We start from the raw sequence: 24255 nt of genomic DNA, 5'->3' as shown, positions 1-24255 counted from the left end.
CTTTATGAAAACGAAGATAATTTTATCCGCAATTTTTGCGGTATTAGGAGTCGCTTTTCCTTTATTATCCAAGGCGGACGGTCTTGCAACAAATATTCAGGGCCTACAGGGAACACTTAATGGTGTTTACAACGACATGCTCCCAATGTGCAGCCAGCTTATCGGCGTAGGAAGAGCAATTGCCGGGATCGGTGCCATGTGGTATATCGGCAGCAGGGTCTGGCGGCAGATTGCCTCTGCAGAGCCAATAGACTTTTATCCGTTGATGCGACCGTTTGCTTTGGGCATTGCAATACTTTTATTTCCTACGGTAATCGCAGTAATTAATGGGATTATGTCACCAACCGTTACTGCTACTGGTGGAATGGTTCAAAATTCTGATGCCGCTATAGCTGCCTTACTAAAAGCTAAAGAAGCGGCAATCGAAAAGACAGACACCTGGCAAATGTATGTAGGACAGGATGGTGATGGCGACCGTGACAAATGGTATAAATACACTCACCCGGATGATCCTACAGGAAAAGATGAAGGAGTTTTTGCGAGTGTTGGCAATGATATGAAGTTTGCTATGGCCAAAGCTTCATACAATTTCCGCAATACGGTCAAACAGTGGATGTCAGAGGTGTTGCAGGTTCTATTTGAAGCGGCTGCATTATGCATCAATACAATCCGGACATTTTATCTTATTATTTTGGCCATTCTAGGTCCAATTGTATTCGGACTCGCGGTCTTTGACGGATTCCAGCACACGTTGACCGTATGGCTTGCCAAATACATAAATGTTTTCCTTTGGCTGCCGGTTGCCAACATCTTTGGCGCGATCATCGGCCAGGTTCAGGAGAACATGCTCAAACTGGATATTTCGCAGGTGCAAAGTGCCGGTATTACCTTTTTCAGTTCTACTGATACCGCATACCTCATCTTTCTAATTATTGGCATCATAGGATACTTCACGGTGCCTAGTGTCGCTAATTATATTGTGAACGCGGGCGGCGGGAATGGTTTATTACAAAAGGTGAATAGTTTGGTCAGCAGTACAAGCCGGTCGGTGGTTGGTGCAGCTTCTGGCGGAAGTAGCATGACTGCAGATTCTTTCGGAAATCAACGCTCGAATACAAGTGAAAGCATGGCTGCCAGCGCAGTTTCTAAACCCTATTTCCAAGATAAGGGGGATCGTGCCAATAACACACAGGCCTCAAAAATTGACCCTAAACAGGCTTCTTAACCTTTAAATTTTAAAGTTATGTTCACACAACTTAAGAATATCGAATCAGCATTTAGTCATGTTAAACTATTCAGTTATATCTTAATTGCTGCTTGTACGATTATTTCCTGCTTTGCGCTTTACAAAAGTTTTCAGGCAGCGAATATTGCTTCAAATCACATCTACATCTTAGCTAACGGAAAAGCTCTGGAAGCTTTTGCAGCGGACAGAAAAGACAACATACCGGTCGAGGCAAGAGACCATATCCGTATGTTCCACCATTATTTCTTTACCCTCGACCCCGATGAAAAGGTCATCGATGCAAACATTGGCAAGGCCTTATATCTGGCTGATGAAAGCGCTAAGAATCAATACAATGATCTTAAGGAAAAGAGCTATTACAATAACCTGATATCCGGAAACATCAGTCAGCAAGTGAATGTGGATAGTGTATACCTCGACATCAATCAATACCCCTATTACTTCAAATGCTATGCAACTGAAAAGTTGATTCGGTCAACATCGACTGTGAACCGGAATCTGATTACCCAAGGATATCTGAGAAATGTATCCAGATCAGATAATAACCCTCACGGATTTCTGATCCTTCATTGGGAGACCTTAGCGAACAAAGACACCACAATTCAGAAATAGCTATTATGAGAACGAACACTAAAATGCCTCATAACGCTGAAAAGATCGCGGCATCAATCGCAAAGTGCATTCTAAATGTACAATGGAAAATTGCCAGTATTCTGAACCATTGGTTCAACGCTTACTCGACGCGTCAAAAAAAAATTGCCCTGCTACTTTTCTGGACGTCCACTTCCATTTTTATCGCAGCTGACACATGGCGACCATTTTTATCAACTGCTAAAATTTCTCAGTACTACAATACTGCCCACATTGGGCAGGCCTCGGATTTCCCTTTCTCTAAATTAAATAAACGACAATTAACAGATTCATTAACTATAAAAAGTCAATTATGGAAGCAGCATTAAAAAGCAGCAGGTTACCGCACCACACGCCTGAATTTTTAAAAGAACGAAAATTTCTGGTGATGATTCCACTACTAGTCCTGCCTTTCTTAACCCTTGCCTTTTGGGCATTGGGTGGCGGGAAACAACGATCATTTAATGATAGTATACAACCAAATCAAGGGTTAAACACCAGTTTGCCACAAGCAAATTTTAAGGACCGAAAAGACCAGGACAAAATGGGTGTTTATCAAAGCCAAAAGGCTGACGCTAACGCTGGCAATAACGGTGTCAGTGATGCCTTTATCAAAACAATGGGCATAAGCCACGCAGACAGTACGGATCAGATTTCAAGCGCAAAACTTACCGGCACGCCATCCCCTGCGGATGTGAATGAGGCAAAGATCCAGGCAAAACTGGCAGCGATAAATCAACAGATCAGCCAGCCGGAAGCTGCGACTTCAGCCAGTGGCGGTTACTCTTCGCCTTCGGCATCAAATGCTGATGTTAAGCGGCTTAATTTAATGATGAGAGCGATTAATAATGGTGGGGCAGGAAATGATCCTGAAATGAAACAGCTTAGTGACATGCTTGCACAAATTAATGAGATTCAGAATCCGGGTAGCGCTAACAGTACCTTACGAAATCAATCTATGCGAAATCACGGGAGGGTATATGCTATTGTTGCTGCGCGAAACGATGACGATGATCTTGAACCAGGTAATAATTTTGAAGGCAGTTATGCTTCATATAGTCCTAACAACAAAATAAAAAGATACAGCAAATCTGGTGCTGTCAAAGAGCGGGGAAATACGGTTCAGGCTGTAGTGCACGAAGACCAGACTTTGGTAAGCGGCGCGGTCATCAAATTGCGCCTGCTGGATGGTATTTATGTCAACGGCGAAATGATACCAAAAGGAAGTTTTGTATACGGCACCTGTGCATTGAACAATGAGCGCCTGGAAGTTAAAATTTCCAGTATCAGGTATCTGAATAATATCCTGCCGGTTGCGCTTGAAGTCTATGATCTTGACGGCATGCAGGGCCTGTACGTCCCCGGGTCCATCAGCCGGGATGCGGCAAAAGACGGCATGGGTAATGCAGTAAGCTCTATGCAGCTGATGTCAATGAATCAGTCTTTGGGCACTCAAGCCGCGAGCGCAGGTGTCGAAGCGGCAAAAGGTCTATTCAATCATAAAGTGAAACAAATCAAGGTCAAAATAAAAGCAGGATACAAGGTATTACTTAAAGACGCTAACGACCGCGACAATTAAAAAATCATCATGAAAAAGTTAGTTATGCTTATTAATCTGCTGTTTGTGGGAACAATTTCCATGGCGCAGTACACCGCCTATGTTAGCAAAGATCGAATTACCATACTTTCCTTCGCCAGTCCGGTTAATGTCTTAGGAAAAATTCCAAAGGATCTGCAAATCATTCAAAAGGAAAATGCCTTAATAACTTTAAAAGCAAACCAGAATATTCCTCAGCCATATTTATTAAAAATTCGGGACGTAAACACATCTCAGGTTTTTAGAATACCGGTAGCGTATTCGTACGGCCGATCCGGACAACGAATCGAAATTGGCAATAAATTATCAGCAGCAATACCGACGGCGCGCGGTTATGCCGCCATTGCTAGGGATCTTTCATCAGGAAAAAGAAATAATATTGCAGATCACCAAAAAACTGGTGGCGTAAAAGCTTGGGTAGGCAAAATCTCACTTGCCAGTAATAAATTGTTTTTCCGAGTTGATGTTCGCAACAAATCTAAACTTCCGTACGAGTTAGATTTCGCAAGATTCTATATCCGTGACCTCAAAACAGTAGAAAGAATGGCAACTCATGAAGAAGAGATTATTCCAACTTATACGTCGCTAAGCAGGAAAACAGTTGTTGGACACAAACAGGAAATTGCCCGGGTTTTTGCCTTTAAACGGTTTTCACTTTCAGAAAACCAGGCGCTCAACATTGAACTTTATGAGCATAATGGTAATCGCCATATCTATTTACAGGTCAAACAGGATGATCTAAGCGATTTAACAATATTACAACCAAGACCACAGCAGTCGCTTAATAATCTTGTTGCTGCTACTCACTTTAATTAACGCTTTTTATTTATTTAATCTTTAAATTATGAATTCTCAAAATTCTGAATTTTTGAAAAAGAGCTTGCTAAACCTTGGGTTTGGGGACAAGCTTAAGGCAGAACTGGACAAGAAAATTGCCGCTAAAACACCGGAATTTACGCTTGACCTGCAGCACGAATTTAACCATAAAACGGTTGATTATACACTTCACTTCAAAGCGGGTGACAATCAGGACATGTATTTTTTTAATAAGTACGATGCAGTTATCAATAACAAGGGTGATGCGGCCAAAAATATCGAGCAAACCTTTTATATAAATAAGGGTAGCGGTATTACGGCTAAAGAGGCTTTTAATTTAATGGACGGCCGCGCTGTGTATAAACAATTACATAATCTGGAAGGTCAGAAGTATCACGCCTGGCTGGTGCTGGACGATAAAAATCTTACAGAAAATGGCAACAAAAAAATCAAACATTACCATGACGCATATGGATTTGATTTGGAAAAGGTCATTTCCGGCAAAGGCATCAAAGAGCTTGATAAATCAAAGGCAAAGGAAGAGCTGATGTATTCCCTTAAAAAAGGTAATGCGCAGCAAGTCACTATTGCCGGCGATAACGGAGAAAAAAAATACTTTATCGCCGCAAATCCCCAGTTCAAAACTGTTGATCTTTACGACCATCAGATGAAAAGAATAAAACGGGAGGAATTGTTACACACGGAGCAAAAACCGGTGAACAATTTAAAGCAACGCGAGCAGCAAAAGGAGGATGCTCCGGCAAAAAAGCAGTCGCGTAAGAGCAAAATTCATGTTTAAACTAAAAAAGAGGAACAGGTCGTTAAACGACCTGCTCCTCTTTTAACATTGCAGATTGAGATGCCGAATCAATTCCGCCGAACAATTTCCAATATTAGTAGTTTGGTAATAAGCCGTTGTCATTTACTAGAATTATATCACAGTCCAGGTTCACGGCCTATCGAACGAGCAAATTTAATATGTGACTTGCGGCAGTGGCAGGCGATTTAAATGAATGCAAAGGTTAATGACCTATATTTTGTCTGAAAACCTGCCATTACTTTCAAATGAAAAATTTAAAATATTTCATTGGTATAGATATTTCAAAAAATAAGCTTGATCTCGTTATATTAAAGGATTATGCTCTTTTAAAACATGAGGTTATCGCAAATACTAAACAGGATATTAAAGACGCAATTCCTCGGATAAAAAAGCTCTGTGGTCAACCATTTTCTAAAATGGTATTTGGTTTTGAACACACAGGGTTTTACGGAAATTATCTTGTAGATTTTTTATTAAAAAAGCGAGCACAATTCGTAATTGAAAACGCTTCCCAAATACGCAGTTCACTTGGAAATATCCGTGGCAAGAACGATATAGTTGATGCATTGCGTATCGCACAATACCTATACCGTAATCGCGAGCATCTTAAATTTTGGGAACCTAAACGACCAATAATTGACCAATTAAGTGCGCTCTCAACTCTTAGAACTAGGCTGATAACAATACAAAAAGCATTAACAACACCAATTGCCGAAGGAACACGATTTAGTAATACGACTAGCGCAAAACAACTCAAAGCGCTATGTCATTCTAGTATTGAAGCTGTTTCAAAGGAAGTAAAAAAAATAAATGAAGAGATAAGTATTTTGATCGTAGGTGATAGTAAACTTAACCATCTTATAAATATAATCACTTCTGTACCGGGTGTCGGTGTCACTACAGCATCGCAAATTATCATCACAACGAATGAATTCAAAACAATTGCAAACGGGAAAAAATTCGCTTGTTACGCAGGGGTAGTGCCGTTTTTAAAAAGTTCCGGAATAGTCAATGGGAAAGCCAGAGTATCTAAGATGGCTAACCATAAAATGAAATCTCTCCTTCACTTATGCGCGCTTGCTGCTGTTCGCACTAAGAATTCAGAACTTAATGTTTATTACAAGCGGAAAGTTGCTGAGGGTAAAAACAAGTTAGCAGTTTTTAACGCCGTCCGTAATAAGATTGTGCTTCGAATTTTTGCATGTGTTACAAATGACCGTCTGTACTCAAATTCTCATCAGTCTATCTCAAGTGGCATTCGATCGCTGGTGAGAAGTAGTACTAATAATGTTATTTAGATTTCAACATCTCAACCTTCTCGCGCTCACTTTCCAATAGCCGTTCATAAAGCTTCTTGTTCTCTTCAAGAACTTCTAACCATTTATCGATGGGATTAAACACTGGATGATAATTAATTGTCGGTCCACCATTTATAACGGAGCTATCATAATTATTCTGAATGTTATGTATAGCTGTTTCTTCGTCAAAATTCTTAATTGCTTCCTCGGGTACTTTTAGTGCTTGAGCAACTTGAGTTAAGATGTCAGCTTCGATGACGTCTTTGCTTTCTAGTAATGAAACCTTTTTCTGATTCCAATCTTCTCCCAATTCCAACGCCAATGCTTCCTGTTTCAAGCCAAGCATTTCGCGGAAGCGTTTAACGTTTCTGCCTTGGTGGATATAGTTTGATCTTTCAGCTGTAGCGTCCATGAGTTATTTAAGGTTTAGTCAAATGTAATAATTTTCTGTAACGCTAATTAACGTGTTTTTCGGGGCTGATGCAAGATAAATAATACCACGTTACTTCTAAGATAGAAAGTTAAAAAGTTTCGTAGAACAGGCGCGTTACGGTCATTTGAATTGCCAGTCAATGCAGATTGGCTAAGCCGCTTTTCATATGTACAACACCAGGTATACACCATTTGACCACTACCCTAAATTCCTGTCTTTTAATGAAATTCAAAATCCATTAAAGCCACTCTATGACTTCTTTACTGCTGACAGCATTAAGGGTCACAAAGCATATTTAAAAGAGTGGCGGTATTACGTGATCAACAAAGATTGCTTCAAGGGAAGAAAATATGGCCCGGGCGAACTGCTATACGAGCATGAACTCAATATCAAAATGATGGAAGCGGCTTATTTATTAATGCTTTCCTACAATGACATCAGTTCAGATATTAAGAAAGTAGATAAAAACCAAATTAAGCAGGAAAAAAAAGACTGGACGTATTTTCCGAAAAACTTGCGGGGAAAGTACTTAGTCAATCCTTACCTGGCGTTAAAGAAAGTTTTCAGGCAAATCAAGCCACAATCTTTCAGGGACAGCTTGAATATGTGGTTATCAGATGCTTTACACACCAAGCCAACTGACGAGGTTACAGAAACTGCGGAGATCATTGGAGTATATGACAACTTAAAACTGCTTTATGATGTAACCTGGCTCATCTATCAAAGGGAAAGCGATGAGCCTTATCTTAAGGATAATTATGGCAGCGTTGCAAAAGTCAAGAAAATTGCCAGGCGGCTGGTGCTGAAAGAATTGTTTCCTGCAGTCAATGAAAAGGATAAATCTTTACTGGACAAGCTGGTCAATTTTATCACGGAGCGCTTTCCCATGATCGACATGATCTTCTACCCGGGTAAGAATGATAATCCTGAGATATTTTACCTGGTTTTGATCCGAAACATCAAAGACACATCCGATGACGGCGAGCTCGGAAATAAGATCGAAGACCATTGTAAGCACTTAGCCGAGGTATTCGCCATCGTTCACCAGTACGATACTGTGGTAAAAGGCCTTGAATCCGGCGCAAGATTTTGGACCAAGTTAGTTGGAAAAGGAGAAGTGCTATATCAGCGAGATCGAAATATCGTTTTACCTGCCCCGCAGCAGATCAATAACGCGACACTTATCGACCGTGCAGAAAACAAATGGGCAAGATGGGGAAGCCAGGGTGATTTGTTCATTGCTGCTGCTGAAAACTTATTAAAAAACAGAAACGAGCTTAAAAAGGCAGACCTGATACTCGCATGCTTTATGCTCAACCAGGCAACACGTAATTACTTAAAAGCTATAATTGAATCTGTGATTGGTTATAGGGTACAAGCCCACAACTTGTCGAGGCTCCTTAAATTAACATTACTTCTCACAAATGAGATTAGAGCTGCTTTCAAACTTGATACCGAAGAAGGAGTCCAGCTTTACACATTTATCAAAGACGCCGGTCAAAAAGCTTCCTACTTTGAAGAGTATAACCCTGATGAAGGCGGTATTAGAGCGGGTTTAAAAATAGTAAAAAGGTTGGCGCTTGTTTCAGAAACGGTAATGCTGCGCCTTGTTCAGGACCTTAAAAATGAGTGATCAGTAACCTATGTACATGGTATCTTTTGTCAAAAATTAAAGTCCCCTCACACTCGCTGTTTGGGGACTTTACCTAAACCTTATCACAATTGACAATCGGATTGTCAAAGTGTGCAATGTAAAATTTTATCCTAAACAGTTTGTAATACCAGCCTAAGATTAAATGGTAACACCTCCCGAATCTACAAACGTTATGTCAATGGCACTTAATTCCGGTTATACAGCAATAGCTTCAATTGATGTCCAAATGGGAATTATGTTCTTAATCCAACAGTTGAGAAACTGTTTCAAAAAAGTTCCTGATTTCGACTTTAAACGCTTCGAAATGGTTTACTCTTACTCTTTTTGCTCTTTGACGATAATTGCTTTCAAGCCATGACTTTTTATCAAGAATGTTTGGGCGGAGAGTTAACCATTACTTTTTTACGGACACGCCAATGAAAGATCGTTATTCAATGACTTTTCCATAACAAAGTTGTAAATGCCCAGTTGCACAGTGAAAATATCACTTTTCAGGAACTGACTGGCTGCACGCAACAAGGAGTGCTAAAACGTTTGTCGTTCATGGAACAGGTTCAGAACCCAATATTTCTATTAACGCGTCTATTAGCGTTCCAAACGGGAAACTTTACTATGTTGCATTAGCTGTCTGGTACAACAATCAACCAGGACTTTTAAGCGCAAGCCGTGTGTGTGTGTTGCAGGAAAGCCTTCGTTTGTAACAGTACTCAATCAAAATAATACAATATCATCATTTGTATCTGACAACCCAAGTCTAACTTTGACACCGGTTCAAGGGCAACCGTTTGCAACAGGGATGAGAGGGGCGGTAAGTATGTCATTAAATCCTTCAAAAAATGCAGCTTTTTTGGTTGCGCTTCAGGGTAGCGAATTTTCTGCATTGGATTACAACTCTGAAACTAATATTTTTAGAACAAAACAAGGCTATCCTAATGATATCAGTCAATATCCATCATACATCGTAACAAGTGCAAATGGGAAAAATGTTTATGTTACAGCGTAAGTTAAGTTTCAAAAGGCGTCCAGCAATTAGGTTGGCCTTTTTACAGGTTTAAATTAATGGGTCTATAACTTTCGATGCCGGCACCAGCCTCCGCATTAGAAGTGGTATCTGGTCAATGTCAAATGGCTTTGGCAAATACGCATCCGCGCGGGCGTCCATAAACTGTTGTTTTATATCAGGACTCGTAGACAACAGCACAGTTTTTATGTTCTTAGTAGATTCAAAAGACTTAAGTTGTCGTACAATCTCGCTACCGGAAAAACCTACCAAGTTTCGTTCATGGATAAACATCACATCTGGAATAATCGCAGCAACGTGACGGATATCGTTTACCGCATCAAAAATTGTGGTAGTATGGCCATCTTCCTTTAAAAGAAAATCCAGAACAGCTGCAATCTCTGTGGTTTCAATGATTAGTACGTGAGCCATAATTAATGTAGGGATGAAAATATTAGCCGATTGTTGTGAGCTAATTAAAACACATCTGAAAATGTTGATACCCTACGCATGAGGTCGATGTCACAAAGTTACAACAATAATGTTAAAACATCCATGGTTGTATTTTGGATGTTCCTACGCTATCAAGACCCTAGCTTTGCCTTAACAGAGGATCTTCTCACAGGTAAAAAAAGCCCGGGAATTACTAAAAGCCCGGGCTTCACTGTAATAACTAACAGCTTATGAAAATTACTAATGCGTATAACTACTGTTCAATGATAGTTGTTTGTAAATCTTTAAAGTATTTTTAGCACGCAATTTGTAACGAAAAAGTTATGGGTTACAATGACTACAAAAAGCCGCCGGTTGACAGCATCACCAAGCAAGTAGAATTTGTTAGGCGACAATTAGACTACGCAAAGCGCCTAATTAATGAAAACGCTGTTATCATTGAAAGATCAAAATTCGACGCCTCGAAAAAGAAATAGGATTAATGGTTGAATCGCTTAAAACATTTCCCTGTCAGCCAAGTTTTTATAGAAATTTAAGCCATGAAAAAACTGATCACTATTATCGCCTTAGTGCTGTTTAGCTTTAGCACATTCGCCCAGCAGCACATGACCAAATCAGGCAAGCCTGACAAGCGCTATAACGAGAACAAACATTTGAAAAAGGATGGTACGCCCGATATGCGTTACAGCACTAGCAAGAAGGCCATGACTAAGAAAAAACCTTAAATATGGATGAACAGGGTAAGCCTCAGAAAATCGAGGATTTAGATGATAAAGACTACGAGTATTGGGCAAATGAATTTGGTGTGACACCAGATGAAAGTTGATAGTTAGTTCGAGCCGATCCTGCCAGCCTAGTTGCTGGCATTTTTGTTGGCGGCCATACCTAATAAAAGGCGATGCCAAGTGTTTCTTTATCGGTCGAGAGAACTTTGACAGCCACAATATCTGAAGCCCTTACTTTCCTGGCAATATTTATATACTTCTGAGCCTGATTAGAATACCTTTCATCGGGTACTTCTAGATATAACCATCCGTCCTTTCTTAGATCTGACCTTAAAACCGTCAGGTCTTCGTTAGCGTAGTTTACCACAAGGTCCGATTTTAGTTCGACTGCCTTATTAATCTTGACGGGTTCACCTGTAGATCGTATAGGGTGCATTGCAAAAAATATGAAGCAAAGCATCGTTATCAAAAATAGTAATATCAGAATTGAGCCGCCAAAAGACGCGTTGTGATTGAAACGTCGTTGTGATTGAACAGGGTAATAATTAGTATCTGAGCCCATTTAAACTGACTTATGCTGCCGCCGCGCTGATTTGAACACCGATCCAATAAATTTGCTCCTCCGTAAGACTGGTTGGGATTTTACTTCCCCAAACTTGAAGCCCATTGATCTCTCCCCAACACGCCAGTTTCGCTATAATGTTAAGATGATCATAAACATTCCATTCATTCAAATTCGAATCTTCTCGCTCGACGTCTAAGGGCTTAATGTCATTGCCAATCTTGCACATCACTTCCATAATCCAACCTTAAAAGATTTATGGATGCAAATTGTAGGCCAAATATTTCCGCAGTAGAAAAATTGTTAATTTAAGGTGGGATTGTTGTTGAAGTTCAACACGATATTACTTGCCACGAAAATAGGCACAAAAAAAAGCGCCCGAAAGCCGCTCTTTTAAAACAAATTGTTCTTACTTACTTCGAAGCGTCTCTCAACGCTTTGATAGTATCGTGGCCACGGTTGATGCCTTGAGATTGTTCAGCTACGAGACTGTACGCATCACTGCTCAAGCCGCCATCGGTAAGCGCGTCTTTGTACGCTTTCTTGATAGCATCTTCACCGCGCTCTGCTTCATTCAAGATGCCTTCACGGCCGTTGTCACCGAAGATTGACTTAACATCTATCCATGCACGGTGTAGGGTGCCTGCTATACTGTTGCCGGTTTCTACTTCGCCTGCATTAGCGCCAACTAATGCTGCCAACTCCTGGCTGTATTTGCGGCTTTGAGCTGCAAACTCTTCGAATACTGCTTTAAGATCGATGTTCTCGTCTTTAATATCGCCAAGGGCTTTTTCAAACCCTGCTACGCGATCATTGTTAATTTCAATTAGGTCGTTTAACACGCTTGTTTTTTCTGTTGTTCCCATTTGGTAGTATTTAGTCTATTCAACACCGTTATGTTCAATTGGTTTGAAAACCTTTTCCGACCATGATTTATTAATCTACGTGACAAATCAATTTGTCAAATAACTAAGTCAAAACCATGCACTTCTGTCTGGTATTATTGAGGCAATAGGTAGATTTACAAGCAATCTGCCTCTTCGACTATAGCTTGAAGCCGATGAAGGATCTATATTTATTAAGTGGACAAAATCCTGCTATATTTTAGTGTTAATCTGAAGACGTAATTGCTCATTCACTTCCCGAAGCTCTTCCTCTTGAACTTGCAATTCCTCTTTTTGCTGTTGTATTTCTAATAATAAAGATTCAAGTTCAGTCTTCGATTTCATATTATGGAGGCTGACGCCAATACGATTAGTGGTGGAATTAATAAATTCGATTTTCGAATCATCGATTTTGTCCCAATACCCTAATTCAATAACACCCTCAAGACTTTCCTCATAAAAAATTGGCACAATGATCACATAAGGTAGTTCCCTTTGTACAATTGATGTAGAAAATGCAATGTTAGCATTAATTTTCCTTTCAATAATTTTTGAATTTCCTGAAACTGCGACTTGTCCTAACCAGGTTTCAGACATTCTAATCTCTTTGCGTATCTCGTCAATCGCGCTGACCGCATGACTTGCGCAATAGGTCAGCAGGCTATTTTTTTTATCAAATAGGTAAAATGTTCCGGATATACCTGCGGTATAAAACAAAAGCTCTTTCAGTACGATTGCACATAAATTTTCTTTGCTGGTTTGGCCTTGCATCTCTTCTGCCAAATGTTTTAAGCCCTCTAAAAGCCAGTTGTGATAACGGTTGAGATTTAAAACATCCTCCAACTCGTCTTTGGATTGTATGACTTTCTTTTCAATCTGTAGCTTTTGAGTGAAAGTTTTAAATATGTAATAAAACAATAAACCAATTACAATGAGAAACATTAAAGAGCCGACAATTAACCAGTTAAATGATGAAGATGACGCATCCTCCGATTCATTTTGACGTCGTATAAGACTTATTTTTTCTTTCTGGGTTATCTGAGTAATGTAATTCCTAATAAGATCCATTTCTGCCTTACCCCTCATAACTTTATCCGAAGACAAGCTCATATTCGCACCGGCATCCTGGCGCTGGACAACGTAGCTATTCATAGCTGTTTTTTTCAATTCCAGGTGAATACTTAATGAGGATATTAACCTCTTGGTTTCAATATCATCGCCTGCATTCTCCGACAACTGACTGAATAATGGATCAATGTGAGACACTGCATTTTTGAATGATTCTACAAACACAGGTTGCCTTGTACCAAAATATCCTCGCGCCGCAGTTTCTGCATCAGTTACCGTCTGCAATAAATCCGTAGCATCCTTTATGACTTCTTGTGAATGATTAGTAGCGCGGTGTTCTTCATTTAATTTTTCTAAATTGGTATAAGATATATAAGTGATTACAAAAACTATAATCACACTCACCACTAATCCTATTCCCAGTTTTTGAAAAAAAGACAGATTGTTTCCGAACATAAATAAGGGCTAATAATTAAGTAAGCTATTATAGTATTTTTCAAATAATAATTCAATCTTTAATTATAAGTCCCATCAGACTGCGAATACACGCTTTTGGGGATTGGGTAGGTATAATCTGCCGCTTCGGAAGATATAGACAAATACATTAAACTTCCTATGGAAAAATTTGGGGGTAAAATTAATTATCAAAAGCTGCTGATGGAAGGCATAAGATCCACTTTACCTAAACATTACCGCCATAGCCATGTAACCCTTGACATTCATTTTACAAACGATTACACAGGTCAATTTACGCTCATCATAAAAGACAACCGCTTTTCGGGTGAATTTGTGCTTACAGATGACGATGTTCCTGTTTTTAAGTTTGTGATAGGAAATGAAGGAATAATATTCGAAGTGGAATACAATAAAGTACAAGAAGTTGTTGACAAAATTGCCAAGACCTATTGACCTGTACTAATTCAGAGATGTAGTTAGTCAGTGATCATTCAATTAGCGACAATCTGTAGTATAGCTTCATGATTGAAATATTCTTTTTTAGTATGCGTAGGATGTTCTGAGTTTAGTCTACTACGTCACCAAAAACTGCCAATAAAAATACATCATAACCAGAATAGAAGAATGGCGCCGGTAAAACACACGGCGCCACCCTCTTTTATGAAAAATTACTAAACACCAGACAAACGATTTTTTTAAAAGTTCTCTTTTTTTCAAGCAGGCTTTAAAACTTTGCTTCTTATCGTTGCAATTACGGTTCTGTTTGCCCGTTAATTACCCAGGCTAAACCAAACTTAACAAATTCAATTGACTGGTGGCCGGTATCATCGCCCACGGCGTCGTTGTTTTCTATTAAAGCGCCTATCCTAAGATCGGCCGTCTTTACCATACTTGAATAGCCGCCTTTGCCCTGGTCATGTTCCTGAGTCGTAGTAAGGTAGTCATAGACGCGGCGGCTTATTTGCCATGATTGCCCTTCATCATAACTGATACGAATGCGCATATTAAGGCGGGTAACCGTGCTTGCAGAGTTTAGAAAAAGTATTCGTTTAGGTTCGCTTAAATTATAGCGTAGCATTGACCCCTCCATGCGCGGATCCAATAAGGAATCGTCGGCGAAGGTAAACGGTGCAAAGCTTGTAAGTGATTGTCCTGTAGATATCCAACGTCTTTTATGCGCGTTCCAGTTTGAAAGTGTGGGACGGTCATTTCTGTAGAAACTTCCGTTAGCAAGTTCCACAATTGTTGATTCACTCGTACCGCCGGGAGTGCTGGCATAGCTCCAGGTATCGCCATGGTCATCACTGTAGATATTACGGCTGGTAGCGGGTATAATTAACCTCCCCGCATTATTAATTGTTGTTTGAATCCCAATACCGGGACCCATGGCGTCAAATGCTGTTCCGGCAGGTTGTAAAGTAGCAGTCATATTAACCGGGGTTGACCAACTTACACCATCGTTTGTGCTGTAAAGCATATACACAGGCCGGTCGCCTACACCAATTTTCGTTTTGCCATCATCGCCGTTTTGGTTTTTGCCAAAGTCGTTCCAACTCATAAAAAGCCATATCTTACCATTGCTTTGGTCAACAACTGCAGTAGGATTGCCGCAGGTACCTTGGGCAAATGTGCTGGTACCCGTACCTACAGCAACGCCCATTGATCCCCAGGTTGCGCCGTTATCTGTAGAACGTTTAAAAACAATGTCTATGTTTCCGTAATCTTCATTGCTGGACACACGCCCCTCTGCAAAGGCAATAAGAGTTCCGGCAGTTGTTTTGATGATGGACGGTATCCGGTAAGAATGGTAACCGCCTGTGCCTCCTACAAAGATCCGTTGGTAGGTAGGATCTGAAGATGTGGTCGTGACAGCATTTGTGCCTTTGACCGGATTGTTAACGGATACATTCTCTGAAGTTGCAGAATTCAACGGGCTTTTTTTGCAACCCATTACAATTACTAAGCAGCCCATAATAAAGGACGCCTGCAATACTTTTAGTGCAGTTTTTTTCATGATGTAGCATTTAGAAATTTAAGTTGTAGGAGACGCGTACTATATAATCGGTGAACAAATATATAGTTATGTTCTACATAAAAACAAATCTTCTATCGTTAAGTTACGTTATAATTATTCTCAAACTTCCCAACATTAATAGCAAGCAAACCTCAGTCAAGTAATAGTTAACCGATATAGGTAAATGATTCGAGCTTAGAACAGAATTGTTTAAAGTTGGATTTGCGCGAGAGTGAGTTTCAAAATTTTAGGGCTCATGTTTTTGCGCTAAGGAGTGCAATTGTTGTATATTAGAATTTTAAATCTTAGGTAGAAGTTGAGAAAACAGCCGCCGCGAGGGTGGCTTTTCTTTCAACTATTTGACCCGTCACTTTTCATTATCCATAATTACAGCCGATAAGTTTCATATCAGCACTACCAAAAGTTAACGCTGATTTATGCAAGCGAGGCACCATGGGTAATACATACAATTAAGTTTGGCTAGGCGTGATTTGGAATAAGGGTCGTGGGATGCTTAGTACCCTTAATCACTCGAGTGTAGCTTATTTATAAACGCAATCACGCTTCACTTAAACATATTGCTTTTTCGGAACCGCTTTCAGCGGGATTCGGTAACTATATACTCTTTGGGACAAAACCATTTTTGAGTGAGATTGTCATTAAAATGAGTTTCGTAAAGTTGTTAAATGGCATTCCTTTTTTGCTTATAAGGGGTGCCATTTTTTTACCCATAATCCGCGTAACAATCCTGTAAACATTGGAAGAGGATAAGTGTCAATACTAGGTGAGACAGGTTCAAATCTTCGAGGTGTCGAAGCTTAACACCAAACGCTTCACATCAGTTAATAGCCGTTTCTAAACGGTTCTTAAAGGCAGTTCTAGATTGGACTGCTTTTTTGTATATTACATAACCATAATAGTTAGATAGCTAAGATAATCGCCGCTTGGGTGCCTTTTCTTCTAACAGGTAAGCGTTGACGGTATTGATTATCGCCTGCTTAATGTCTTACGGTAGTTCAGGCATATTCTCTTTCCAATCCTTTCAATGTAGTCTCAGTAATAAAATAACCTTTTGTCCTTACTGCAATAAACTTATTCGGCGTGCCTAACAACGTTAGTATCAGAAGAGATCAAATAGAAAATTTCTAACAAGTAGCTTAAAGTTTAGCTTATGAAGGATACCTCAAATAGTTCCAGATTTGATATTTAATGATTTGCATGATCAGCAAACTTTCCATAGTGTGGCAATTCAAAATCGCTATTGAATTGTCTTTTAGTGCTCTTAAAGCTAAAGAATCTTGTTATTAATTTTACTGGTTTACTTCCTATGAATGAATAAAATTTATTTAAAATGCTCACACCAAGGCGGGAATAAGGATAAATTAAGTTTGGCACCCCAAGTGGGCGCTTTTGAATTTTTTTAACGTAAGGACGTAACAATTTTTCGTAATTTGAAAAAGCTTGCGCGTAAGATTACTTTTCGCTTAACTCACCTGCAATGATATATGGCCCGGTGATAGCCAAATCTGTTCCTCTCCCACCGATAGGAGTTACACAATATGCAGCGTCGCCGGTCATTACAATTCTACCGCGCGACCAATTACAGGCTTTAACCTGACTCAGTCTATCCAGGTAAAAGTCATCTGTTTTACGAATCTCGCCTACCAAACGAGCGGCCTCCCATCCGATACCTTCAATTTTCGATATAAGAAGCTCCTTTTTCTTTTTAGTGGACAAGTCCTCGTAACCATTTTCTGAGCTCCGGAAATTAATACAAACCCTGGTTGTTCCATGGTTATCTGGTCTGATCAGTATGACTACACCTCCTGGTGCATTACACCAACGTGCCCAGAGACTGTCAGTATCACTTTTGCTAATAGTAAAATAACAGGTATATATGCCCAAGTAAGCAAAGGTGACTTCGTTCTTAAACACTTGTTCTCTGGTTAAAGATCCAATGCCTTCTGCGATGATTAAAAAAGCAAATTTTTTAATGTTGCCACTTTTATACGTGATTTCTACATCTGCATCGGTGTCGTTTACAACTTTTATGTAATCGCCGAAAATAAAATTAACGTTGTTTTTAATTTCGTCATGTAAAATCTGAACAAGATCGCCGCGCAAAATTTCCAGTTCCTGTGTCATACTTGCTGCTTCACTTTTAGGAAACTGAGCTAAAAGTTTATGGTCAGTATTATAAAATTGAATTCCTACCTCAGTAGTATTCGCCTTTCGGATCTTTTCCTCCAAGCCCATCATTTTGATAATCTCCCAGCCAGGCCCTTTCACATCTATATTTTGCCCGCCTAATCGCAAAGCAGGTTCCCGCTCAAGAACGGTGACAATAAAACCCGCCTTTTGAAGCCAATAGGCTGCGGTGAGGCCGGCAATACTTGCTCCGGAAACTAGAATTTCCTGTTCCATTTTATTTTTAGGCGTATCGATTGAAATATTCATTTATAGATTTCGTATTATTCAAAAACATGCTGCTTTACAGTGTAATAAGTTTTCCGCTTATCAATGTCAGCCCTTAAAATTTTTTCACCTGCCAGTGTAACCTTTTGCTTTGGGCGGTGGACCTGCAAAAAATCCCGCTCTTTCTCGCTTATCGTATCGGGGAAATTGCGCTCAATGTGTTTTTCTGCTTCTTTCAAAACTGATTTAATGGACTTTGTTAAAGTTGCGATTGCTTCTGAAGTTAATTTATCCGCAGCCGAAAAGGGCGAAATACCAGCTGCGTAAAGAATTTCATCCGCATATGCATTGCCTATTCCTTGAACCGTTTTTCCTTCCACTAAAACAGTTTTAATAGGACGAGAACTCATTTTTAACGTCGCCTCGAAATATCTCGATGTTACTTTTAATGCATCAGGCGCCGACGAAAGCTCAGGATCAAGTTTTAGCATTACTGCCTTTTGCCAATCGGTTATGGCAAGACCTGTTCCATTATTAAAATATAATTCTGCTATTGTAAAACGGTTGTCGTTTTTAACCTCAAACCAATGCAGTGCTCCATGAAGCATTAAATGCAGTCCTAGCACATGGCCATTTTGAAATTCAAAATGCAATTCCTTGCCGATTCTTACGACTTCCTTCAACTTTGTGCCCTGTAGCGTCTCCTGAAAGGCAGAAGCCGGAATCTTAAGTTGCCTGGTTATGAGAAATTCAATCTTCTCAAGTTTTTTACCTACAAGCTTTTTTGCAAGATTCTTTTGGAAAACATTAAGATCGGGAATTTCGGGCATAACTATAGTGCTTAAAAGTATTGGCGCTCAATTTTTTAATTGAATGTCCGATATTTACGGTATCTAATTAGTTATTGGGCATAAAGTTTACATAAAGAATTCACGCTTATTTAACAATAAGGCTTCCTTAATCAATTGCTGGTAGGTTTGGTGTTGAACGTGGATCTTCTGATAATAATTGCATTTGTGGATTATCGAATTTTACTGAAGCATACCACTTGATCGCGGTAGTAACCTCAGCTATCTCCAATGCAGTATGATCCCTTGACATGAGTGAAACCTCAAAAACAAGAAAGTCCCCGCGGTCTTCCCCGTAAAATATTAGGGTGTGGTCGTCCTCTTTAAAACGCGCTAATAACAGTGGATGTACCCGGATGAAAATCCTGCTTCCAACTATCCTGATGATATCGTAGGAATTCTTAACCTCGACACTAAACATCCCCGACATATTTAAAGGTATCCAATTTTACCGTATCAGTAACAATTATTCATCCGCCTAAAAAGTACTGCCGAATAAAAACGCTATTAAAAGTACCTGCATAAGATTCCAACAACTCGTCAACTTTCATTTTGCTTATTCTTGACTTTCATCTTGATCACGTCTAAATCCAATCCCTGTTTCATTTCGTCAAGATCCTTGTCCTTTTTAGCGATACCTAGTTCGTTTTGAATTTCGTGAAGCATAGTCAGCACCTTCGTGATTTCGTGTTCGGCCCGTACGTTAATTTCAAACTCTACTTCCTCGCGAATCTTCTCCAGTCTGCGTTGCCTGCCCTGACTAATTAGGATTGTTATCGTTAGCAACAATGCGAACACAGATAACACCGAATCCATTACATTAAAAGGGGGCGGATCAAAGGCCGTTACGCCTGGGATGATATTAACGTTTAAGAGAATGTAGATGATGATTGCTGCACAGATGATTACAAGAAATGCGAAGTTGCCAAGGGCGTTAGAGATGGCAATCGCAATATGGTCTGCCGTACTTTCATCTTGTTGTAACCTGGACTTAAGTTGGTGTTCCCTGTGAGGATGCTTTTGCTTTCTGCTCGCCATTGCTGATCGAATTACTTTTTGAATAACAATTTATTTATCACTGATAAGCGCTGCACGCTTTCGACGTAGGTTCGTGCTATGACTCTTTAAAAAGTTATATGTGAATGTTAATCCCATATACTGCCGGTTAGTGTTATCATTCGAACCGTCAAAGAACTCATATCCCTGCACGATAGCAATGGCATACCTTTCTGTAATATTAAAGTTGATGCTATTACAGATTTCAGTTAGTAGCGCCTGCTTGGCACCGAAGATATAACCTGCCCCTAAACATAACCCTTCGGCGAACCTGCCCTTGGAAAATATATTGATGGTTGGCCTGAGCTCGATATAATGGGTAGTATCGCTTCCTTTACCGATTGTGTTTGTCCTTCCTGTTGCCAATCCTAAATCAAATATCCCATAAGTGCGGCCAATTTCTATTGATGGTACAAACCTATTTCCGAAAGTGCCTTTGGTGTTAACGAAGGCCGTCGTGCTAAGTGTGGCGTAAAAATACTGTGGTTCCTTATTCTCTTTGGTCGTATCAGATTCGATGACCGTATCCTTCCTGGCGTTGAGATTTTGTGCATGGGGAATGTTGTGCACTCCCGTTGTTACCTGACAATAACTTGTAACGTATAAGGCTAAAAGCAGACAGCTAAGTATCAACTTCATAGATTAATCATTTAATAAGGGTATGATTGTAATGATACAAAATTAATTAAAGCTTTAATCACACTTAATCATTATGGAAAAATCAAAGACCTGGCATGAGAACCATCACAATTCGAGGGGCTTTGGACAAAGACTGGCGGATGGAGTAGCAAATGGCATGGGTTCCTGGACATTTATTATTGCCCAAACCATCGTGGTAGCTCTTTGGATGAGCTTGAATGTAATAGCCTTTATCAAGCATTGGGATCCCTATCCTTACATACTTCTTAATTTGCTCTTTTCAACTCAGGCAGCGTATGCCGCGCCAATCATTATGATGGCCCAAAATCGGCAGGGAGAACGTGATCGCGCACAGGCTACCAGTGATTATGAGACTAACCTGGAGGCAAAGAAGGAAATAGAAGAATTGATGGAGCGCCTGAACAACATTGAACTACAAAAGCTGGATAAGATTATAACCTTACTGGAAGAGATGAAAAAATAATTGTCGTTGCTATACGACATTTCCGCCAGCTCAATTTAAAATTGGACTAAGGATTCAAGCCTTCATGTGCAAACGCGTATTAAATCGTAGCGTTGAAAATAATTAGACTTCTGAATTGAAACATTGTATTTGTCAAAGACTACAGAAATAAATAAGCTTGGGAACGATGCTGCTTACCAGTATAGCTTATACCATTTTATAATATTAAGAACTTTTAAATGAACATGTCAGTATGAGCCTCTTTAGCAAATAAGTAAATAGCCGCAAACCACGTTATCATTGGCAATTTGCTTCCTCAAATATTGCTATTAGTTTTAACGGTGTAGATACGCTTGCATTCTGAGCATTTATAGCTAATGCTGTCTTTGAAAACATATTTCCAAATTATCTGAGAAATCCAATAACACGCGTAGAGAAATTTGTTGCCATGCAAACTGTAATTGAAAGTTAATTTAAGCTTTAGGCGATTTAAAACAAGAAAGTATATTTTATCAGGACCGCTACACCTCTTAAAGGATAAGAATATGATGACAGAGAATTACCAACTAACGCAGTGGTTTTATATTCCTTAACATTTAAAAGATTGCTTCCTTGAAGTTCAATAAAGGATTTCAATTGATTGATATTGTAGCGAATGGAGGTATCTAAGAAAAAATAGTTTGCGTCCAGGGCTGAGGTGTTTTTGTTGTATTGCGAGGAAATCGTACCTGCAAAAATGAGATAATTGTTAATTTCCCAATCACATTTAAAAAGATTGTTAAGACCTTTTGCAGAAAAACTATTTCCTGCAAAAGCATCATTATCAACTGGACGATTAGTATTTTCAGTATAGGAAGTCGTATAATAGTAATGCATAGTACCGGTAATTGTCCCATTAATTTTAAGTCCAACAACTAGTTGCTGTGATAAAAAAGGAAAGATCTTTGAGTTAACAAATTGGTTTACCTGGCCTGTTTGATAACTTATACTTCCATTGATGGTCAAATTAAATTGCGAAATGTACTTGCTTAGGTTGAAACTGGATAACAACTGCCGGCTTGTATTATTAAATGGGATTCTTTGTATAACTGATAAGTTTTGGTCGATGCCTTTGAAAAAAAGACTATTCGTGTTAGTAAGCAGATAATTAATCAACAAATTAGCGTACAGTATCTTTTCTGGATTTTTATAGTTTAGGGATGCGCCGATGTTATTTATATCATTTTTGCTCACTAGTCCTGTGTTTTGACTTACGCTTCTATAATTATTTAATACCACCCCATCGAAGCTTTCCAGAATGTTTCCTACATCCGCATTTCGTTGATAGGATAATCGTGCAGCCAACCCTGAACTTGGATCATATCTGAACGAGAGATCCGGGTTGAATAAAAAATCATCATTGAGCTGTCGGGCGTGGTTGTCGGAAGAAATGTGCTGAAACGCTACAGGAAGTTTTGCAGAGAATTTCCAGTTATTTGATTTCCATTGATACCCTGGCTCAAAAAAAATTCTTAATTGCGCCCATCTGAGAGCATTTACTCCATTTGTAGCATCAACTTTTATAGAATTTTCATCCGCCTGAAGTGTTGAATTGAATGATTGAATTTTTGTATTTGCGCCTAGCTTATATGATTGGGCAAAGTCTCCTTTAACAAAATGCTTCACAAGGTTTTCATTTGTGTAGAAAGTTGGGATGTTGACTGCTTGAGAGATATTTCTCAAAGAAAATAGGCCGCTGAATAATGTCGGATAAGACAAGCTGTCTATAAGGAGTTGTTCCGGAGAGTTACGATAAACTATAAAAGAATTTATCTCTGTTATATTTCTACCGCTTTTAGCTTTAATCAGCTTTAATTCGTTTGAGACTTCGTTGAATGTGGAGTTTCGGCTTTGGAGTAGAGGGGAGAAGTTAATCGCTGCATTAGCAGCGTCGCCCTCGTTATAATGCTTAAAATTGGTAACGTTATTTAAATAATAGTCGGGCTGGTTTATTTGTACGACCAGATCACCGTATAAATTCTGGATTTTATTCCGACTATTTTGTGTTTCCCGATAATTAATGGTGTCTGAAGGAACATAGATGCTTGTTTGATTATTATAACGTTGACGTATGATATCATATTGATAATATACCTTTGATTTGATTTGTACGCCTGATTTGGTTTTCCAGAGGTTAGCACTATTTAGCAGTCCGGAGTTATTAAACAAATACCTCGTCGGATCTAATAAAGGAGTGTATGCGGTCCCAATATTTACCTGGCTTGGGTGCGGCGTGTAACCACGATTGCGCTGCGTTTCTCGTTCATTTAAAGATTGGATGTCGTCAGATAATAAATCACCCGTGTTATTTAATTTAACCTCGTTAATGGCTTTATATTTTCGTTTAAGGGAAATTGCATTGCCTTCTACATTATATTGATTTGAAATGCCACCGCCGACCTGGCCTTCGCCGAATATTTTAAGCTTTGCGTTTTCTTTAAATGTCAGGTTAATGTCGACGTCCTCACTGAATATCTTATTCTTAAACGCAGCTATTGCCTGATGATTTTCAAGCACCTGGATTTGGTTTACGACATTTGACGGAATCGTTCTGGTGCCAATGTTATATTTATCGTCCAATAAATCATCACCGTCTAGGTAAAGCATTTTGACAGTCTTTCCATTAAACTTGATTACCCCGTTGTCTTCGACCGTTATGCCCGGGATCTTTTTTAAAACGTCACCTATGGTTCGATCGCTTTTTGTGGAGTAGTCACTGACTTTAAAGCTTGTCGTATCGCCGTTAGATTTTATCCTTGGAGTATTTGCCACAACGACAACATCCCTCAATTGAATTGTTTCTTCGTGCAATGTGAATGTGTAGGCGTATTGGTTAGGGTTTAAGAGTTGTATCTGCTTTTTAAATCCTAATAGTTGAACCTTGATTAGCAAACCGCCCTCATTCAAATTCTTTAGTGAGAAGATGAAGTGGCCGTTTGCATCGGTATTCGTATAATCAATTACGGTAATTGTATCGCTGCTCGTAATACTCACAACGGCATTTTGTAGCAGGCTACCTGAAGCACTTCGTACAATTCCAACGATCTGAGCAGAATTTTGCCCGAACAGATGAGTGGAACACATTACGATTAGAGATAAAACAATGAATGCGCGCTTCACCAAAACTCATATTTTCACT

The 24255-nt window shown here is 39.4% G+C and carries 23 protein-coding genes; 12 read left to right on the top strand and 11 right to left on the bottom strand.

The window, feature by feature from the left end:
- Window positions 1-4: 4 nt before the first annotated feature.
- From traJ to GO620_RS01480, 7 genes are all read left to right on the top strand, one after another.
- Window positions 5-1225 (top strand): conjugative transposon protein TraJ, encoded by a 1221-nt coding sequence (gene traJ, locus GO620_RS01510; protein WP_157522941.1) that lies wholly within the window; start codon window positions 5-7, stop codon window positions 1223-1225.
- A gap of 18 nt (window positions 1226-1243) precedes the next feature.
- Window positions 1244-1858 carry a conjugative transposon protein TraK gene (gene traK, locus GO620_RS01505; RefSeq protein ID WP_157522943.1) on the top strand — a complete coding sequence of 205 codons (615 nt, stop codon included), beginning with the start codon at window positions 1244-1246 and terminating at the stop codon, window positions 1856-1858.
- A gap of 5 nt (window positions 1859-1863) precedes the next feature.
- Window positions 1864-2205, top strand: a complete 342-nt coding sequence (locus GO620_RS01500) for a hypothetical protein (protein ID WP_157522946.1) — start codon at window positions 1864-1866, stop codon at window positions 2203-2205.
- On the top strand, window positions 2190-3455 hold the full coding sequence (traM, locus tag GO620_RS01495) for a conjugative transposon protein TraM (protein WP_157522949.1): 1266 nt from the start codon (window positions 2190-2192) through the stop codon (window positions 3453-3455). Before GO620_RS01500 ends, traM begins: the two co-directional genes overlap by 16 nt.
- 9 nt (window positions 3456-3464) lie before the next feature.
- Window positions 3465-4289, top strand: coding sequence for a DUF4138 domain-containing protein (locus GO620_RS01490; protein ID WP_157522952.1), 825 nt, complete (start codon window positions 3465-3467; stop codon window positions 4287-4289).
- Window positions 4290-4317: 28 nt separating this feature from the next.
- Window positions 4318-5088, top strand: a complete 771-nt coding sequence (locus GO620_RS01485) for a hypothetical protein (protein ID WP_157522955.1) — start codon at window positions 4318-4320, stop codon at window positions 5086-5088.
- Window positions 5089-5354: 266 nt separating this feature from the next.
- Window positions 5355-6407, top strand: a complete 1053-nt coding sequence (locus tag GO620_RS01480) for an IS110 family RNA-guided transposase (protein ID WP_157522958.1) — start codon at window positions 5355-5357, stop codon at window positions 6405-6407.
- On the opposite strand, the gene GO620_RS01475 is transcribed toward GO620_RS01480, so the two are convergent.
- The gene (locus GO620_RS01475) at window positions 6400-6819 is read right to left on the bottom strand and encodes a helix-turn-helix domain-containing protein (protein ID WP_157522961.1); all 420 of its coding nucleotides are present in this window, start codon (window positions 6817-6819) and stop codon (window positions 6400-6402) included. The genes GO620_RS01480 and GO620_RS01475 overlap by 8 nt on opposite strands.
- A 187-nt stretch (window positions 6820-7006) precedes the next feature.
- Here GO620_RS01475 and GO620_RS01470 point away from each other — a divergent pair, with 187 nt between their 5' ends.
- The gene (locus GO620_RS01470) at window positions 7007-8473 is read left to right on the top strand and encodes a HEPN domain-containing protein (protein ID WP_157522964.1); all 1467 of its coding nucleotides are present in this window, start codon (window positions 7007-7009) and stop codon (window positions 8471-8473) included.
- 691 nt (window positions 8474-9164) lie between these two features.
- Window positions 9165-9497, top strand: a complete 333-nt coding sequence (locus GO620_RS01465; protein ID WP_157522967.1) for a lactonase family protein — start codon at window positions 9165-9167, stop codon at window positions 9495-9497.
- 48 nt (window positions 9498-9545) lie between these two features.
- On the opposite strand, the gene GO620_RS01460 is transcribed toward GO620_RS01465, so the two are convergent.
- Window positions 9546-9926 (bottom strand): response regulator transcription factor, encoded by a 381-nt coding sequence (locus tag GO620_RS01460; RefSeq protein WP_157522970.1) that lies wholly within the window; start codon window positions 9924-9926, stop codon window positions 9546-9548.
- A 560-nt stretch (window positions 9927-10486) separates the two neighbouring features.
- Between GO620_RS01460 and GO620_RS01455 the strand changes: the two genes are divergently transcribed.
- Entirely contained in the window at window positions 10487-10672 is a 186-nt protein-coding gene (locus GO620_RS01455; protein WP_157522972.1) for a hypothetical protein, read from the top strand.
- A gap of 975 nt (window positions 10673-11647) precedes the next feature.
- On the opposite strand, the gene GO620_RS01450 is transcribed toward GO620_RS01455, so the two are convergent.
- Together GO620_RS01450 and GO620_RS01445 are read right to left on the bottom strand one after the other, a co-directional pair.
- Window positions 11648-12100 (bottom strand): ferritin-like domain-containing protein, encoded by a 453-nt coding sequence (locus GO620_RS01450; RefSeq protein ID WP_157522975.1) that lies wholly within the window; start codon window positions 12098-12100, stop codon window positions 11648-11650.
- A 231-nt stretch (window positions 12101-12331) separates the two neighbouring features.
- A complete protein-coding gene (locus tag GO620_RS01445; protein ID WP_157522978.1) occupies window positions 12332-13642 on the bottom strand; it encodes a CHASE3 domain-containing protein in 1311 nt (436 codons plus the stop codon).
- Between the two features lie 159 nt (window positions 13643-13801).
- Between GO620_RS01445 and GO620_RS01440 the strand changes: the two genes are divergently transcribed.
- Window positions 13802-14095 (top strand): hypothetical protein, encoded by a 294-nt coding sequence (locus GO620_RS01440; protein ID WP_157522981.1) that lies wholly within the window; start codon window positions 13802-13804, stop codon window positions 14093-14095.
- Between the two features lie 298 nt (window positions 14096-14393).
- Here GO620_RS01440 and GO620_RS01435 read toward each other — a convergent pair whose 3' ends face one another.
- The 6 genes from GO620_RS01435 to GO620_RS01410 form a co-directional block, all read right to left on the bottom strand.
- On the bottom strand, window positions 14394-15656 hold the full coding sequence (locus tag GO620_RS01435; RefSeq protein ID WP_157522984.1) for a sialidase family protein: 1263 nt from the start codon (window positions 15654-15656) through the stop codon (window positions 14394-14396).
- A 1473-nt stretch (window positions 15657-17129) separates the two neighbouring features.
- Window positions 17130-18113, bottom strand: a complete 984-nt coding sequence (locus tag GO620_RS01430; protein WP_157522987.1) for an FAD-dependent monooxygenase — start codon at window positions 18111-18113, stop codon at window positions 17130-17132.
- Between the two features lie 14 nt (window positions 18114-18127).
- Window positions 18128-18901: a DNA-formamidopyrimidine glycosylase family protein gene (locus tag GO620_RS01425; protein ID WP_157522990.1), complete on the bottom strand. Its 774-nt coding sequence runs from the start codon at window positions 18899-18901 to the stop codon at window positions 18128-18130.
- A gap of 127 nt (window positions 18902-19028) precedes the next feature.
- Window positions 19029-19172 (bottom strand): hypothetical protein, encoded by a 144-nt coding sequence (locus GO620_RS01420; protein ID WP_198173476.1) that lies wholly within the window; start codon window positions 19170-19172, stop codon window positions 19029-19031.
- Between the two features lie 287 nt (window positions 19173-19459).
- Window positions 19460-19957 carry a DUF1003 domain-containing protein gene (locus GO620_RS01415; RefSeq protein ID WP_157522994.1) on the bottom strand — a complete coding sequence of 166 codons (498 nt, stop codon included), beginning with the start codon at window positions 19955-19957 and terminating at the stop codon, window positions 19460-19462.
- A 30-nt stretch (window positions 19958-19987) separates the two neighbouring features.
- A complete protein-coding gene (locus tag GO620_RS01410) occupies window positions 19988-20614 on the bottom strand; it encodes a hypothetical protein (RefSeq protein WP_157522997.1) in 627 nt (208 codons plus the stop codon).
- A 73-nt stretch (window positions 20615-20687) separates the two neighbouring features.
- Between GO620_RS01410 and GO620_RS01405 the strand changes: the two genes are divergently transcribed.
- Window positions 20688-21098 (top strand): DUF1003 domain-containing protein, encoded by a 411-nt coding sequence (locus GO620_RS01405; RefSeq protein ID WP_157523000.1) that lies wholly within the window; start codon window positions 20688-20690, stop codon window positions 21096-21098.
- A 468-nt stretch (window positions 21099-21566) separates the two neighbouring features.
- On the opposite strand, the gene GO620_RS01400 is transcribed toward GO620_RS01405, so the two are convergent.
- Window positions 21567-24236 carry a carboxypeptidase-like regulatory domain-containing protein gene (locus tag GO620_RS01400; RefSeq protein WP_157523002.1) on the bottom strand — a complete coding sequence of 890 codons (2670 nt, stop codon included), beginning with the start codon at window positions 24234-24236 and terminating at the stop codon, window positions 21567-21569.
- Window positions 24237-24255 lie beyond the last annotated feature (19 nt).

It is taken from the genome of Mucilaginibacter ginkgonis (assembly GCF_009754905.2).
GTDB classification, from domain to species: Bacteria; Bacteroidota; Bacteroidia; order Sphingobacteriales; family Sphingobacteriaceae; genus Mucilaginibacter; species Mucilaginibacter ginkgonis.
Note: the sequence above shows the minus strand (reverse complement) of the source record. Positions and strands in the feature narration are given on the sequence as shown.